This window comes from Halogeometricum sp. S3BR5-2 (assembly GCF_031624635.1).
GTDB classification, from domain to species: domain Archaea; phylum Halobacteriota; class Halobacteria; order Halobacteriales; family Haloferacaceae; genus Halogeometricum; species Halogeometricum luteum.
Window position 1 is genome coordinate 211581 of record NZ_JAMQOQ010000006.1, and the last position, 17179, is coordinate 228759.

The following is a 17179-nucleotide window of genomic DNA, read 5'->3' on the forward strand; positions in this document are numbered from 1 at the left end:
GTATGCCAGCGACGAACACCCTCCCACAGTGCGCCCACGAGGCGATCGAGAGCGCTATCGACGATGCGGCCGACGAGGACCCAGTCATCCTCTGGTGGGACGACGGCGGCTACCTCCGAGACATCGTTGAACATGCGAGCACCCAACTCCGCTGTGAGTTCCGTGCCGCCGAGCAGACGCCGTTAGAGCTCCGTGCGGACGCACCACGCAACCGAACCGTCTGGTACGTACCCCAGCCCAGCAGCGGCGACGTCGACTGGTTCAAGGACGTCGAACACACCGGTGGTGTCGTCGAGCAACACATCGGTAAGCTAGCTGCACGCTGCTTCGAAAACGAACGCCTCCAAGCGGCAACGATTCGTACCGCATACAAGGATGCTGAGGACCGCGAGAAGGTAGCCCAAACGCTCTACAAGGAACTCAACGGCGAGGGTGGTCTCCCGTCACTCCAGGGTCTCCAGACAAAGATCGTGCTGGACGGCCACGACGATCCCGTGCAGTTCGTCCTCGAACACGGGACGCGAAACCTCCCGGATGGCGACGAACTCCTGAAGATTCGTGACTTACTGGTCGACAATGGCGTCAAGGCCGTCGAGGGCGAGTCCGACGTACGAACCATCGTCGAACGAACACGCCGCTGGGCAGTCGCTGAGTGGCTCGTCGACGAAGGACTGGAGAAGTCGCTGCTTCCGCGGGAGTACCAGCCCGAACCAAGCACGGGATTCGGTGTGTCCAGACCCGAACTTCGGTCGATGCTGAGCAAGACCGCACAGAAGCGTGAACTGGCGAACGTCTACCTCGATCCGGACCAGCGGTTCTGGCACGACGTCCTCCGCACCTACGACGAGCCGTGGAAGCTCGTCGATTGTCCGGTCGACGCCTCTCTCGAACACCGACTCTGGGACGAGTGGACCCAGTCGTTCAACAGCGGAGAGTACGAGACGTGTGTCACCCAGGCGAAGCAGCGTCACGACCGCCTCGAGTCAACCTACGGCGACGTTCCGTGGACGAACGTCTGGGAGCAGGCCATCGACGTGGCCACCCTCGCGAACGAACTCGCGACCTGGGAAGAGCGTGGCGACACCAGTGACGTCGTCGATCTCTACGGCGATGTCGATGGGGGGACCTGGCAGATCGACAACGCCGTCTTCAATCTCATCGTCTCTGGCCAACCGGAGACCGGGCTCCCCGAGGAGCATCCGGCGACGGCGACGCTCGACGGCCTTCGTTCCTCGTTGACCAAATCGCGGTACCTCGAGTACCTCACTGACCTCGGTGACCTTGTCGTCGACCAGATCAAAGCTGGCTCACCCTTCGTCGGTGAGAAGCACGCTCACCAGTTCTTCGCCGAGGAGCAGGAGCACCTCCAGAGCGGCCAGAGTGTCGCACTGTTCATCGTCGACGCGCTGCGGTTCGACCTCGCCCACGAACTCGCCGACTCGATCCGTCGCGAACTTCCCCAGCTCGAAGTCGACGAGAGCACGTGGGTTGGCACGCTCCCATCCGATACCGAATTCGGAAAGGCCGCGCTCACGCCCGGCAGTAAGTTCAGTTTCAACATCGAACTCCAGGACGGCGAGCTCGTTCCCGAGCGCAACGACCGCAAGATCACGAACCACCGTCGCCAGACCCTCCTCGAGAACGACGGCTGGAGCTACATCATGCAGGACGCCGAGGACGAGGTGGGCTGGAGCAACACCCGCGTCGCCTACTACTGGAACGACATCGACGAGACGGGTGAGAAGGAGCTGACGAATTTCGAGGAGCTGTTTAGCGACCGCATCGAAGCGATCTCAAGCATCATCTGTGAGAAGCTGGACAAGGGTGAGTGGGACCGTGCGTACATCCTCTCGGACCACGGCTTCGTCTCATTGCCGAAGCACGTCGATATCGACGATCTCCACCCGCCGGACAACGCCGAACAGGTGACCCGACGATGGGTTGCTGGAACAGATCTCGATGATGACGCACCAGGCGTCTTGCTCGACGAGGACACCCACCTGGGGTACCTCGACGACGATGCGAAAGTCAGTATCCTCGCCGATCCGATCCAGCGCTTCCGCAACCAGGGCCTCCCTGACGCGCGGTTCTACCACGGAGGCGTTCTCCCGCAGGAGTTCGTGCTGAACTTCGTCACTATCACGCAGGAGTAGCGGTCTCACCCTTTCTTCGCGAAGATTGATAAGACCAGATTCGGTCATAATAGGTATCCATCGTCCTATGTCAGTCGGCATTCACGCACACCAGAAGCGCAGCATAGTCACGTCCAAACCATCGCTTCCAGATTATGAGTCGGAACACCGGTCACGTTGATGGCGAATTGGCTGAATTCGCAGTTGCTGCAGATCTCGTTAGGAACGATTGTCGAGTCTCGTACACCCACGGCCAGTACAAATACGACTTGGTCGCAGACAAAGACGACGAACTCCTGCGAGTGCAGGTCAAGAAGGCCAACCAGATGAACAAGAAATCCTGGAAATACCGGATATTCACAGACCGATACGAGGCGGGTCAAGTCGACATATTTGCTGGCTACGTCGTTCAGGAGGACAAAGTATTCTATGCAACCTTCGATGAGGTCGGCCAAAACGAGTTCAGAGTGAATGCGAAAGGTAGAGACGAAATGACGGAGCACAATGCGAGTATCGCGAACATCCTTGACGACTATACTTTCGCTCAAGCACTTTCGAACCTGCATGACCACACTGTGACCCCGGACGCAGAAGACACGGGACAGAATCCAGACTCGACCTAACGATATGGACTCACTCAACCCAGGAGACACGATTCTGCTCAACGACAACCCCGCCGAGGTCATCAAGACGTACTCTGTTGGCGACCTTGAGTACCTGCGAGCCTACGTCGAGGATGTCGGCGTTAAAACCGTCTGTATCGACGACGTGGAGATCGAGCGGAAGCAAGACCAGCTCGGGGCGCTCGAACCGGCGACAGCCACCCAGCTACATCCAGACCACGAATCAGTCTCTGCAGAGTGGTTCGACCTCCGGTCACAGGCGCTCCAGCTCCAGATCGCCCACGAGCAAGGACAACTACTGAGCATCTCGAACTCTCTGGTCCGCCTCGAACCGTACCAGCTCGCCTGCGTGAACTGGGTGATGCAGAAGCTCCGACAGCGAGCGCTCATCGCCGACGACGTCGGGCTGGGGAAAACCATCGAGGCGGGGCTCATCCTCAAAGAGCTCACAGCACGCAACCGCGCCGACCGCGTCCTGTTTGTCGTCCCCGCCCATCTCCAGAAGAAGTGGATCCGCGATATGGACCGCTTCTTCGACATCAGCCTCACACCAGCGGATCGGCAGTGGGTCGAAGGTGAACGCCGTCGTCTCGGCGAGGAGGCGAACATCTGGGACCAAGACCACCAGCAGCTGGTCACGAGTATGGCGTTCCTCCGTCAGGAAGAGTTCCGCGAGGAACTCGACGACGCGTTCTGGGACGTCGTGGTCGTCGACGAGGCACACAAGGCAGCCAAGCGTGGCGAGTCTCCGAGCAAGACGTCGAAGATGGTCGAGCGTGTCGCCGACAATTCCGACTCGCTGCTCCTGCTGAGTGCGACGCCACACGACGGGAAGGGCGAGGCGTTCCGCTCGCTCATCGAGTACATCGACCCCTTCCTCGTCGCCGAGGACCAAGACCTCTCAAAAGAGGCGGTCGACCGCGTGATGATGCGCCGCGGGAAGCAGACCATCTACGACGACGATGGCGAGCGCATCTTCCCGAATCGAGAGGTCGGAACCGTCCCGGTCGAGATGACTCACGAAGAGCGCCAGTTCTACCGTGCGGTCACGGATTACGTCAAGAACGTCTACAACCGATCTGAGCAGCTCAACGAGCCTGCTGTGGGCTTCGCGATGGCGCTGATGCAGAAGCGCCTCGTCAGCAGTATCGGAGCGATCAAGGCGACGCTCAGCCGCCGACTCGCGAACCTCGTGGACCAGCAGACGACGGCGACATCCTTGTCCGAAGAGGCCTCCGCCTATCTCGAGGGAGAGGACCTTGACGAGCAGGACCAGCAGAAGGCCGAAGAAGAGCTCGCAGGGCTCACGATCACCGAGAGCGACGCCCAACTCGAAGAGGAAATCGAGACGCTCAGAGACCTCGTCTCGCTCGCAGAGGGCATCCCTGTCGACTCGAAGGCCCAGAAGGTTCGACGGTACATCCAGCAACTGCTCGAAGAACAGCCCAACGAGAAGGTGCTGCTGTTCACGGAGTACCGCGACACGCTCGACTACATCCTCGAACTGGTGAAGGACGAGCCATGGGCCGACGAGATCCTCGTCATCCACGGTGGCGTCGACAAGGAAGACCGTGCTCGCATCGAGGACGAGTTCAACCACGGCCAGTCCCGGTTGCTCTTCGCGACCGACGCAGCGAGCGAGGGGATCGACCTCCAGCATAGCTGCCATATCATGGTAAACTACGAGCTGCCGTGGAACCCAAACCGCCTCGAACAGCGCATCGGTCGCCTCCACCGCTACGGCCAGGAGAAAGAGGTCAAAGTGTGGAACTTCTCGTTCGAGGACACCCGCGAGAGCGAGGTGTTCGAGATGCTCCAGGAGAAGGTCGAGAACATCCGCGGCCAGCTGGGGAATACTGCCGACGTGCTAGGGATGCTCGACGACATTAACGTCGACTCGCTCATCATGGAGTCCATCCGGAACGACGAGCCAGCGAGTGCGACCAAGGAGGAACTCGAAGAGCTCATCAACGAGCGACAGAGGACGCTCGCGGAGTGGTACGAACGCAGTCTCATCGACACCAGCACGTTCGACGAGGAGAGCCGCCGGAAGATCCAGGAGGTGATGGACCAGTCCGAGGACGTCTATGGGAGTGAAGCCGACATTCGACAGTTCTTCGAGTTGGGAATCTCCGCGCTCGGTGGAAACGTCGAAAAGGCCGGAAACAACCTGTTCCGTGCAGAACTGCCCGACTCGCTTCGACGCTCGCGTGACGGTGAGCCGTACGGACCGTTCACGTTCAACCGTGAGTTCGCGATGGACCACGACGGGATCGAGTACATCTCTCCCGATGCAGACCTCGTCCAAGAGCTGATGCAGCGAGTGCTCGACAGCGATCAGGGTGCGGTGGGCCTTAAGCTGCTCCCGTTCGTCGACGAGCCGGGAATCACCTACAACTACCGCGTCAGATTCGAGGACGGGACGGGCGAGGTCATCCGTGAAGAGATACTCCCCGTATTCGTCGATGCAACGCATCGTGACCCTCAGCAGCGCCTGGGCCAACGAATCATCGAGGGAGACACGATCAAGGGCTCCCCGGATGGCGACCGTGTGCGAACGCTCCTTGAGCACCAGCGCGAGATGCGTTCGTCTGCCGACCGGTACGTGAGTCAGCGTGTCGAATCACGACGCGACAAACTCCAGCAACGTCGTAGAGAGGAGACACAGCAAGAACTTGACGATCTCGAGACCTACGCGGAAGCCGAACGTGAGAGGATCGAGACGTTCATCGCGGATTACGAGCGGAAAGCAGAAGCTGGATCTGATATGGACATCGCGATCCGGAGGCAACGGGATCGGCTCTCCAAGCTTGAGGAACGGATCGAGAAACGTCAAAATGAACTGCAGCGGAAGGCGCAGGTGATTTCATTAGCTCCCGACGTCGAGAACATCTGTCTTGCCCTCCCGATATAGGAGATAAAGAAGCGTACAGATATTCGGCGTTAGCCGCCGAATATCTAGCGCATGCTCCGTATTGCCAATTCTCTAATTCTCAGCAAAGAATACCAGCACGGAGGAGTTATCAACTTTGAATAAATAATCTATATTAAGTATATGTCAAGGTCTGATGACAAGTCGAACGATAGTCTGGGTTTAGCCCGCCGAAAATTGCTCACTACAGTCGGTACAGGGTCCCTTCTCGGTCTCGCAGGGTGCATTGGTGGTGCTAGTATTGAAGACACTGATGGTGATGGAGTTATTGACAGCAAAGACTACGCTCCACGTGACAAGAGCGTACAGGAACGCGCTGATGTAAAGGGTACGGCGAAGATGACTCCAAAGACTGATACTCCAACCCAAACTCCGGTACAGACTCCAACAAAGACGCTAACACCGACGCCAAGTTCAACATCTACTCCGGTTCCAAAGCCAGAGACTGATTACGGAACAATAACTGCAAAAAACCCACAGGTCTACGAGGGTCGGAACTATATTTCTTCATACTCTTCAACGAAGGCTACTATTCAAGTTGTCAGCGAAGACATGGACGGCATTACTGCTAATGGAAATGATCTGCTTCTCCTTCTCGCAAATTTTCCCAGAGAACAAGACCATGAATATTACCGTACGTCGTTTTCGGCTAATGATAGTGGTTACACCCCTATTGAACTTGATCTCGAATTTCCGGAATCGGCCAAGGATGAGTTAGTTCATTTTCTAATATTCTTCATTGATGAGGACGTGACATATGAGAGTGCATCTCTTAGTGACTTCACTTTCCTTGGGGAGTCAGATCCATTTGTCGTCGATACAGATACTCAGAATATTCGACGGGACCAACCGGACGTTCTTGCACGAATCAATACTGAAGAAACAGACTATTATACTCGTGAAGACGCCGAAGGAGCGTTTGCTCTTTCGGTAAGCGGTCGAACAAAAGGAAGGGAGTGGTCTGCATCGTATTTCGTATTTAAGAGTGCTTATGCGCTTGCTGTTGAACGTGACCACGGGAGAAGTCGCGAGGAATTTGTATCTTTCGAGATGCAGAATGGGTTTGCTGGGGAATTCGCTGCGATTATTTCAGATATCGCTTTAGACAATGATTTCAGTGAAAAAGTAGAGCAAGTAGAATTTATTATCGACTTTGTACAACGTCTTCCATATGTGCCTGACGACGTTTCGACGGGATACAACGACTATACTAAGTATACCCTCGAGACACTTACTGAACTGGGTGGCGACTGTGAGGATACCTCAATCTTACTAGCTGGAATCCTTCAGTGTGAACCATTTGGATATGACATGGTTCTTATTCAGCCCCCAGGACACATGGGAACCGGAATATATGGTACTGATCTTCAAGGCTCCTACTGGGAGTATGATGAACGGGACTACTACTATATCGAGACCACAGGAGAGGGATGGGGAATTGGGGACTACCCCGAATCTCTCGAAGATGACGCATATGTCTATCAGGTATAAACTAGGAGACATAGTTTCGCTGCCAATCTAGCGAACATTCTCGCTCACAGACAACAAGAACGATCACTGGGTGACAACAATGAAGATGGAAATGTGAAATCACCACAAAAACAGTTGGACAAGTCCAAACGTTCTACGTCAGGGCAATAGAGACCATCTACAATGATCTCTCCAGTATCATTGACACAGCACCTCAGAGTCGCGAAAAGCGATCTCGCCGCTGAGTATGGCGGTCGCCCCATCGGCTAAGTCGTTTGGACGATCTATTCAATGTGTGTAGTTGGAGTTTTGTGACCCATATATAAACCGGGGTTCCGCTGAGGCTAGTTGCGGTATTTAGAACTGCGTCTTTTCTAGCGCATAACGGCCTCGCTGCTAACGTTTGAACCACGGTTTCAACTCCCGGTTTTTCGTCGAGAACATCCGATCCGCCTCGTTGCACATCACTCTGCACAAGGGTTGTGCAACGAGCACCACTTCAGCGGAAACAGAGGGGTCCGAATCAGTTCCCTCACCAAGCTTCCGAGGAGTTCTTTATATACTGTCGCTGGTTGAGATACTCGACAGAGCTAGGTATCTCGAGGGGTTGTGCAACGAGCACGTGATTGTACAGTAGAATTCTAGAGACATCAGCGACGAATAGCCACGAGATAGAAAAAGAGACTGGCAAAGCCAACTATCAGCAGTTGGTTTCCACTAGGTGCCATCATTGAAAGGGATACTCCAAGTTTACCGGACAAAGTTTGGTATGCGTGGAAGAATGGACTATTGGGATCAACAGAATAGGAAGAGGCGAAGTAAGATAGGAAGGGCACAAACACAAATAGTAAAATGAACGCTGAAATTTTTGAATCCAGATCAATCCGTAACATACTGTGAACCAGACGTGATAAGATAAAAGATCTTCACACTAAGCATTTTGTATTGTGTCTCTGCAATCTAAAACCAAGCAGACATCTATGTTATCACTTAGTCCAACAGTACCAAGACCGAGGGATCGATGATAAAAAGATGAGAATCGAGAAAACGGAACAGCGAGCGCGCATGTGGGAGCATCTAAAAGAAGCGACGGGAAAGGGACACACATCGAAGGCGCTCGACCAGGCCGTCCGGTACTACCTTCGGATGCACGGGTCGAATCACGCCTACCCATCCGGAGTGATCGACGACGTCCTTGATGCCGCTGAAGAAAGTGGGTCACTGACGCCACCAGAAATTGCGCGTCTTCTGGATGTTGAAGAGTTGAACGTCGATTATCAGGTTAGCCGGTCCATCGGACAACCGTAGAGTGTAGTCTGTTAGTTGATTGGGGCAAATAGACTAAACTAAAACCGTAGCTTTTCTATCCTGCTTACAAGCTGTAGAGCTGATTCCGGGGACTCAAACAACCCCACACGAATTGGCCCCCAGCTCGTGCCTTTCGACTCAATCTTCTCATCTATCGACACAGCACTACCAGTCGCAGGTTCGGCAAAACTCATACTCTTGTCTACTATATCGGGATCTTGGTCACCGGTCCGCCGTTGTAGCAGGATCATGTCAGAGACGGTTTCAAACAGCTCAAAATTGATTCGGAACTGTTCAGGATTAGCAAGAGGTTCACTAATGGGGTCACGCAGAAATTCTTCTAGCCGAGTTCGTAATTTGGTTTTACCGCCGTGTGGGCGTGGGTAACCCATTGCGACTTCGTGTGGATGAAGTACATTCACGGCTGGTGGTTCAGTTATACGTCCGTACTGTGTTCGAGATTGGATACGCGTGTCGAGCAACGCATGTTTAACCAGTTCCCAATCATCAGATGCTACCGCAGCAACTCCGATACCATACAAGAGTGCCGTAGCGGGATATAGCCTCAGAGTATTCAACAATTTGCTTGGACGTATAGATGGATTCGGGAGTGACGCGATTCGCTGAATAACCGACGAAATTGGCTGATGTGCCGAGTTAGCGGCTTCGCTGCTCCAAAATGCACACGTGATAGACGCTGTCAGGAGGGTCCCGATGATAGACTCGTACTCGTCCAGTCGAGAGTCATCCTCCCCCTTGGCTACTGAACCACCGAGCGGGAAGCGTTCTTCATCGAATATTCGGCTATAGACCTCCTTCGCCTCGTCGTTCAACAAGTCTGCGAGATCGATCTTGTGCTCTTCGCGAGTGAGGTAGCGCTTCGTTCGCTCGCGCGCGATCTCTCGACTCAACGGGGCACCAGATTCTGCTCCTTCAAGCGCCTGCACGCGTTCTTTGAGTTCGGTAAAGAAAACATCTGCTTCCCCTGCCCGAAAGTCAATAGCGTCCCGATGAGCGGTTAGAGATCTCGCGGCCTCTTTGAGTGTGCTGTAGTAGGCCCAGAAAGTAGAATACCGGTGAACTTCGCATTCTTTTAATGTATCTCGAAGTGCGGTATCCCACTCCCCAGACCACCCACACACGATGAGGCCATACTCTCGGAACACTTGACTAATGAGTTCCTGAATCGGCTCATCGTACGCTTCGAGCTCAGAACCGATGTTCTTGATATTTCTCTCCTTGTAGTCGCCATTGATCTTCAAAATAACCGCGTCTTGGTGAGTCAGTGGTTCTGCTCCTTTCGCATCATCTGAATTAGTAATCACAACTGGAGACACCTCACGCCTGCTGAGAGCTTTCTCCAACAATCGGTCGAAATTCGTAGTGACGATAACGTTCACGTAGCCCTTGTCCACTAACCAAGCAATGCTCTCATGCGCACTAGTTGGAACCTTCTGTTCACGTTCCTTTTCTTCTTCTGTGGGTTCGATATACCTCTCTAAAATTGACCGGCGGTCTTCCATTGATGGACCGACTTTTTCCAAAACATCGTCATAGGTTGCTTTTTCGCCGTACGTCTCTTTGTACCACTCCTCCGGCTTGCCATCAATCTCTTCTCCTTCTAGAGCTGCGAGCTGACTGATTAGATCACGGACAATTGACCAGCCAGTTGGGATACCAGCACCGGTAGAGACACCAGAACCGATTAATAGCGCCATCCGACCGGGATTGTTTCTCACCGAAAACGTAAGCGAGATCTCAGGGTCAACCATGCGTTATCGACTCCCTCTTAGTCAAGATCATACTTCGACTTTGATTGGCCCAGTGGTAAGTATTAGCAAAACAACAGAGTCAAACACTGGCAAGATCATCGTCCACGCTATCAATCAGATGCCGTAGTGGACGATGCTGGCAGTTGGGGTTCCGCCAGCTCATTATGTTCAGTCGGCTGCCGCAGCGGACGATATCGACAGTTGATAGTCTGGTGGACTCTCGCCGAGCGTCGTCGACGACGTCCTTGGTCCGACCGGACTCCTCGATGAACGCTCATCCAGCAGCCGAGTAATCACCTCTGGCCAGCCTTGGAGTCGCGGCCACCTCTCTTCGAGGACGTCAACGCGGACCTCGCCGTCGACGATGGACATCCATAGCTCGGAGTGCTCGAGCACCAGGTCGATGCCGAACCCTCGTAACGCCTCGGCGATGACGTCGTGCACCTCCCACCCGCCGGGTATCGTCTCGCCGCCCTCGGCGTACCGCGGCATCGGCGCGTCCTCCTCATCCCGCTCCGACCGGAACGGAAGCGAGAATCTGTAGAAGTTCGCTTTCCCAGGTCTGCCCTCCTCGACGATGATGAAGCCGGCGCCCTCCAACTCCTTGCGACGGTTGCTCACCGTCTTCTCGGTGACGCCAGCCCGGTCTGCAAGTTCTCTAGTTGTAAGCGGTTCTTCGGTGTTGAGCAGGCTGTGGACGATTCTCGATGTTGCCGAGTATCCGACGTTCGGGAGGATATCTTCGGCGTCGAGTGCGGTCACCGCCAGCCGAAGTTCGTCGGGCTGTACCTTCCGGCGCCGTCCCTTGTCCTGCCCACCGAGGCCACGTCCGAAGGCTTTCGCCGCCGCGAACACCGAGCCGGTGAGAGCGTGGAGGAAGTTCGTCGAGAATGGCGTCGGGTCGAGGCGCTTCTTCGAACCGAGCCGTGCCAGCGCCGTTGCGACCGCCTCTCGTCGGTGAGCGTCGACGACCTCGATATCCGTCTCGAACGGGGTGAAGTTCCGAGAGTTCGCGTCGACGAGATCGAGACAGTCGCCGAGGTTCTCGAACTCCTCGAATAGTTGCCCAACGCCCGGTCCCCGAATGAGCACCGATGCGAGTGCTTCCCCGTCGCCGCCGGTCGGTGCGCCGAGCATCTGTTCGCGCTTCTTCTGCCGAGCATCGAACATCACTCGCTGAGCGACGTAGTGGCCGGACCGCGTCGTTATCGAGAAGAGCTTCGCCACGAACGTGGCGAAAGACCGGTTGAACCGCTCACTCGCGAAGTTTCGGCTGAACTCGGGACATCGGAACGAGAACGCGACCGACCAGCCGAGGAGGTCGAGGATGTGCGTCATCGTCCCGATGAATCCGAACGACTTCGAGAGGAGTGCTGAAGCGGCCTCCTTATCGATGTCGCCGTTCTCTGCATCAGCCGGTCGGACATCGCCCATCATCCACGAGATGGACCTCGCGGCGTCCGACAGCCGTTCTCGGTAGTCCGTCGGCGCCGCGTCCTCGTTCTTCAACCAGCCGAGGTTCCGCGCCAGTCTGAGGACGGCGAGGTTCCCGTTCGCCAGATCGGCGAGCTTCTCGCCGAGTGCTGCGTCGGTCAGGACGTCGTGTAGGATCTGGTTGTCGGCGAGGGCCATCGCGAATCGTCCCGCGGTGATGCCGTGGACGTGGTCAACTTCGACCTCGACGCCGATCTCGCGTTTCTCCGAGTTGATCGAGCGGTCGTAGCTGCGGCGGTCCCGGTCGTCATCCTCGTCGAGGCGTTCGTCGGAGAGGGCCGCGGTGCCGGGCGGAGCAGCGGCGAACATCGCGTGGTGGTCCCACGAGGAGAGCCACCCATCCTGCGGTGCGTCTTCGCGAGGATCGGACTCGCCAGCGGTGTCCGTCGCGACGCCTTCCTCCCCAACCGGCCGGCAGTCCTCCGGGGGGGCCTCCCGTGCATGCGGGGAGTACACGGAGCCAGCGGAACAATTTCGGGGGTCAGATTCGGGACTCCAGTGTTCCTCAGAACCGGCGCCGTCGAGATTTGGATGGTGGGCCACTGCGTGGACGCCGGTGGCCGTCGCGACAACCACAGTCTTCCCCGCGACGGTGAGACGCTCGGCGAGACCGGCGTCGCAGAGCGCCGTGACGCGCTTCGAGTTCGTCGACGCACCCACACCGGAGAACCGGAGATCCTCGTTGATAGCGGCCAGCGTGCGCTCTCTCTCGTTTCTCTCGACGATAGAGTCGAGCACCTTCCACGCCGGGTGCCCGCGTGCGAGCGTCGCGAGGGCTCGCTCCGCCGCCTCGCGCGCGGGGGCGCGGTCGCGACTATAGCTTTGTCCGGTCTCGTTCACGAACTCGGCGTCATCAGCGTGCTCTTGACGGAGCCACGAACGCGTTGCCGGCGTGCATCGGAGGACGACTTCGAGTCCCTCCGCGAGGTCGTCAACGAACGCCAGCCATCGTCGACGCATTTTCCGCGGCGCGTCGAACCAGATCGGGTTGACGTCGAGCACGACTGTTCGCTCGGTATCGTCGGCGTCGAGCAGCGCGACCGGTCCTCGGCGGACGTCTTCGATGCCTCCCGTCGCAGGGAGTCGACGCGTGTCTGCGATGACCGAGTCCCACGGGTCCGTGAGGTCGTCGCGACGCGCGAGTTCACGGGCGAGATACGCGTCGCCGTCGAGAGCGTCAGACTCCTCGAAGAACTCGGAGAAGTATCTCATCCGGTTGGTACGGGCTCGTTCGAGTGCGGCCCACCATCCTGCGGTGACCCACCCCTCATTCAGAACGCCGAGGTCGTCGAGAACCTCATCGAATCGGCCGACTTCGGACAGTGAAATTGTCGCTCTCCAGAGGACGCTATCAAGCCCTTCATCGACGATGGCTTTCCAGAGCGCACGGCGACCGACCGGGACCTCGTCGACGACAACGGCGCCGTCGGGAACGTCGAACTCCTCGTCGAGGAGGAGTTGCGGCCTACGGTCGGCCACGGCTCACCTCTGAGGACGAACCCCCGATTTCCTTCGTCGGACCGCCGGACGGCGACTCGGTGGATTCGACGCAGGAATCCACTCGGCGAGACCGCCGGTTTGTGAGGGGTAACTCGCGGGTGCATGATGGCGGGAGAGAACCGCGAGCCGTCGCTAAGAGGTGAGTTCGACAAGAGAACGAACTCCTATGGACTCGCGGGGATTTGAACCCCGGGCCTCTTCCTTGCGAAGGAAGCGATCTGCCACTGATCTACGAGCCCGCACTCTGTTCGAAGGCGTCCGTTCATTTGTACCTTCTGTTTCGCACCCGGCGCGACAGGCACTCGCACAGGAAGACGACCGCGGTCGTGCGGTCTCTGCGGGCCGACGAACGGATACCACAGTCAGTGCTACCGCTCACCGAAACGAGAAACGTGAAAGAGAGAACGGCGCGTGCGCCTTAGCGTCGTGGCTTCGAGTCGAGCGGCCAGACGCGCGCCGGTTCGTCGCCCTCGCGGGCGACGCGAATCGATGCGGCAGGGGAGCGATTCAGTCTTCGAGGACGATCTCGATGCTGACGTCGCTCGGCACCTGAATCCGCATCAGCTGACGCAGGGCGCGTTCGTCGGCGTCGATGTCGATGAGACGCTTGTGGACGCGCATCTCCCAGTGCTCCCACGTCGCCGTCCCCTCACCGTCGGGGGACTTGCGGGTGGGAACCTCCAGGGTCTTCGTCGGCAGCGGAATCGGCCCGCTGAGGTTGACGCCCGTCTTGTTCGCGATTTCGCGGACGTCGTCGCAGATGTCGTCGAGGTCATCCGGGCTGGTCCCGGCGAGACGAACGCGTGCCTGCTGCATCTATCGCTCGTTGACCTCGAGGACCTTCCCGGCCGCGATGGTCTGACCCATGTCGCGGACTGCGAAGGAACCGAGCTCCGGAATCTCGCCGGACGGTTCGATGCTAAGCGGCTTCTGCGGGCGGACGGTGACGACCGCCGCGTCGCCGGACTTGATGAAGTCGGGGTTCTCCTCTGCGACCTCGCCCGACGCGGGGTCGAGCTTCTGGTCGATGGCCTCGATGGTACACGCGACCTGCGCGGTGTGCGCGTGGAAGACCGGCGTGTACCCCGCGGTGATGACCGACGGGTGCTGCATCACGACGATCTGGGCCTTGAACGTCTCGGCGACCGACGGCGGGTCGTCCGCGGGACCGCAGACGTCGCCGCGGCGGATGTCGTCCTTGCCGACGCCGCGGACGTTGAAGCCGACGTTGTCGCCGGGCCCGGCGCTGTCGACTTCCTCGTGGTGCATCTCGACCGTCTTCACTTCGCCGCCCACGTCGGACGGCTGGAAGGAGACGTTGTTACCGGGGTTGAGCGTACCGGTCTCGATACGTCCCACGGGGACGGTACCGATGCCCGAGATGGTGTAGACGTCCTGGATGGGGAGGCGAAGCGGCGCGTCCGTCGGCGGCTCCGTCTCCGGCAGGTCGTTGAGCGCCTCGAGGAGGATGGCGCCGTCGTACCAGTCGGTGTTGTCCGAGCGCTCGGCGATGTTGTCGCCCTCGAACGCCGAGATGGGGATGTAGGTCGCGTCGTCCGAGCGGAAGCGGACCTGCTTGAGGAGCTGCTGGACCTCCTCTTTGACCTCGTTGTAGGTGTCCTCGCTGTAGTCGACGACGTCCATCTTGTTGACCGCGATGATGAGCTCGTTGATACCCAGCGTGCGGGCCAGGAAGACGTGCTCTCGGGTCTGGGGTGCGACGCCGTCGTCGGCGGCGACCACGAGGACGGCGTTGTCGGCCTGCGAAGCCCCCGTGATCATGTTCTTCACGAAGTCGCGGTGACCGGGACAGTCGACGATGGTGAAGTAGTACTCGTCGGTGTCGAACTCCTGATGGGCGATGTCGATGGTGACACCGCGCTCTCGCTCTTCTGCGAGGTTGTCCATGACGTAGGCGAACTCGAAGCCGCCCTTGCCCTTCTCCTCTGCTTCTTCTCGGTGCTGCTCGATTACGTGTTCCGGAACGGACCCTGTCTCGAACAGGAGTCGTCCGACCAGCGTACTCTTTCCGTGGTCAACGTGGCCGATGATGGCCAAGTTCTGGTGCGGTTTGTCACTCATGGGTAGGTCACGCGCTAAGGCGCTCTGTGTTGGCGTGTTTAGCCAGATAGACCTAAAACCATTTCGATACGTATACGCCCCGAGACGCCCGCGTACCGCGTTTTGTGCGAGCGCATCTCACGCCCGAGAGAGCGTGTCACGCCCCCGCCGTTTCAGCGTCGAGAGCGCGCGAGTCGACGGTCTCTCCCGTCAGTCGAGACGGCCCACGTCCGCCAGCACCGCCGAGGCCGTCTCCGGGCCGCCCGCGCCGCGGCCGCTGATGTTCAACTGACCGGCGTGTTCGGTCTCCAACTGGACGATGTTGCGCGTGCCGGTGACGGCCAGCGCCGCGTTCTGCGGGACGAGACGCGGGCTGACCCGCACCGCCTCGGGCGTGCACTCGCCGATGAGGCGTATCGTCTGCCCGTCCTCCGCGGCGAGTTCCAATGCGCTCCCGGGGACGTTCTGGATGCCCTCCACGTCGGCGTCCGCGAGGGTGTACTCCCGGTCGCCCTCCGCGAGGACGTTCGCGAGGATGACGCACTTCAGCGCCGCGTCCGTCCCCTCGACGTCGAAGGCGGGGTCGGCCTCCGCGACGCCGAGGTCCTGCGCCTCCGCGAGGACGTGTTCGTAGCCGAGACCCTCCGCGGCCATCCGCGAGAGGATGAAGTTCGCCGTCCCGTTGAGGACGCCGCGCGCGGCGGTGACGTGACCGGGCGAGAGGTCCTCGACGGTCGACAGCACCGGGATGGCGCCGCCGACGGTGGCCTCGAAGCGCACCTCGCCCGCGCTCTCGCGTTCGAGCGCCGTCAGGTCCGCGTACCGCTCGGCGACCGGTCCCTTGTTCGCCAGGACGACGTGTCGGTCCCGTTCGAGGGCGCCGCGCACGTGCGAGAAGCCGGGTTCGGCGTCGCCGAGCGTCGTCGGCGTCGCCTCCACGAGCACGTCGTACTCGGCGTCCAGCGCCGCCTCCGGGTCGGCCGACCCGACGCGGCCCTCCGACTCCTTGCGCGCGAGCGCCGAGTCGGCGTCGATGCCGTCGGCGTCGACGACGGCCGAAGACGAGTCCGCGAACGCCGTGACGGTGTGACCGTACTCCCGGGCGAGTTCGACCACCGACCCGCCGACGGCGCCGGCGCCGACGACGGCGAGGCGCTTGCCGCCGCTCATTGGCCCGCCTCCGTCAGCGGTTCGACGACGTGCAGGTCCTTCTCGGCGGCCACCTCGCGGAGGACTTCGAGCGCGTCCTCGGTCCGCCCGGTGTGCGTCGCCAACCGGAGGCTGGCGCTCGACACGTCGTCGCGGCCCTCGGGCGCGCTCAGGGAGACGTTCGTCAGCGACGCCGAGGAGCACTGCTCGATGCGCCGGAGGGTGTCCGAGAGGTCGGTGTCGACGAGGTGGCCGACTAGAACGACCGTCAGCGTCTCGCCGTAGTGTTCGGCGCCCGCCTGGATGACGTTCACCCCCTCCGAACGGAGGGCGTCGACGATGCTCTCGAACCGCTCGGGTAGACACTCCAGGTCGACTTCGACCGGGATGCGACCGCGGGGCGTGAGGTTCCCGCGCTCGTGGAAGATGGAGAGGAGGTTGCCGCCGTTCTCGGCGATGGGGCGGAGCGCGTCCAGGAGTTGACCCGGTTCGTCGGCGAGTTCCAGCCGTATCGTGTGCGGTTTCGGCTGCTCGCCGCCGTCCGTCTCGGGAACGGCCTCGGTCTCGACCTCGGGTTCGACCCCGGCTTCGGCGCCCGTCATCGCGCCACCCCCGCGACACCCGGCGCCGGTGTCGTCGGCAGGGAGGAATCGCGCTGTGGCTCCGTACCGATGCGTGCCGGGCGGTGTGACCCCGTCAGCATACTACCGTGCACTCGGTGCGCGCGTTATAAGCCTT

General features: G+C 59.1%; 10 protein-coding genes and 1 tRNA gene. 4 read left to right on the forward strand and 7 right to left on the reverse strand.

What is annotated here, in order from left to right; translation table 11 throughout:
- Positions 1–2: 2 nt before the first annotated feature.
- The 4 genes from pglZ (at position 3) to NDI79_RS19910 (ending at position 7178) form a co-directional block, all read left to right on the forward strand.
- A complete protein-coding gene (gene pglZ, locus NDI79_RS19895; protein ID WP_310930439.1) occupies positions 3–2153 on the forward strand; it encodes a BREX-5 system phosphatase PglZ in 2151 nt (716 codons plus the stop codon).
- A 134-nt stretch (positions 2154–2287) separates the two neighbouring features.
- Positions 2288–2755, forward strand: a complete 468-nt coding sequence (locus tag NDI79_RS19900; protein WP_310930440.1) for a group I intron-associated PD-(D/E)XK endonuclease — start codon at positions 2288–2290, stop codon at positions 2753–2755.
- A gap of 4 nt (positions 2756–2759) precedes the next feature.
- On the forward strand, positions 2760–5669 hold the full coding sequence (locus NDI79_RS19905) for a helicase-related protein (protein WP_310930441.1): 2910 nt from the start codon (positions 2760–2762) through the stop codon (positions 5667–5669).
- Positions 5670–5810: 141 nt separating this feature from the next.
- Positions 5811–7178: a hypothetical protein gene (locus tag NDI79_RS19910; protein ID WP_310930442.1), complete on the forward strand. Its 1368-nt coding sequence runs from the start codon at positions 5811–5813 to the stop codon at positions 7176–7178.
- 1325 nt (positions 7179–8503) lie between these two features.
- Here the strand turns inward: NDI79_RS19910 and NDI79_RS19915 are convergent.
- The 7 genes from NDI79_RS19915 to NDI79_RS19945 form a co-directional block, all read right to left on the reverse strand.
- A complete protein-coding gene (locus tag NDI79_RS19915) occupies positions 8504–10237 on the reverse strand; it encodes an SIR2 family protein (protein WP_310930443.1) in 1734 nt (577 codons plus the stop codon).
- A gap of 168 nt (positions 10238–10405) precedes the next feature.
- The gene (locus tag NDI79_RS19920; RefSeq protein WP_310930444.1) at positions 10406–13210 is read right to left on the reverse strand and encodes a helix-turn-helix domain-containing protein; all 2805 of its coding nucleotides are present in this window, start codon (positions 13208–13210) and stop codon (positions 10406–10408) included.
- 188 nt (positions 13211–13398) lie between these two features.
- A tRNA-Ala gene (locus NDI79_RS19925) sits at positions 13399–13470 on the reverse strand.
- A gap of 268 nt (positions 13471–13738) precedes the next feature.
- Positions 13739–14047 carry a 30S ribosomal protein S10 gene (gene rpsJ, locus NDI79_RS19930; protein WP_008387011.1) on the reverse strand — a complete coding sequence of 103 codons (309 nt, stop codon included), beginning with the start codon at positions 14045–14047 and terminating at the stop codon, positions 13739–13741.
- Entirely contained in the window at positions 14048–15313 is a 1266-nt protein-coding gene (tuf, locus tag NDI79_RS19935) for a translation elongation factor EF-1 subunit alpha (protein WP_310930445.1), read from the reverse strand.
- Between the two features lie 189 nt (positions 15314–15502).
- On the reverse strand, positions 15503–16462 hold the full coding sequence (locus tag NDI79_RS19940; protein ID WP_310930446.1) for a homoserine dehydrogenase: 960 nt from the start codon (positions 16460–16462) through the stop codon (positions 15503–15505).
- Entirely contained in the window at positions 16459–17043 is a 585-nt protein-coding gene (locus tag NDI79_RS19945; RefSeq protein WP_310930447.1) for an amino acid-binding protein, read from the reverse strand. The genes NDI79_RS19940 and NDI79_RS19945 overlap by 4 nt, the downstream gene beginning before the upstream one ends.
- Positions 17044–17179 lie beyond the last annotated feature (136 nt).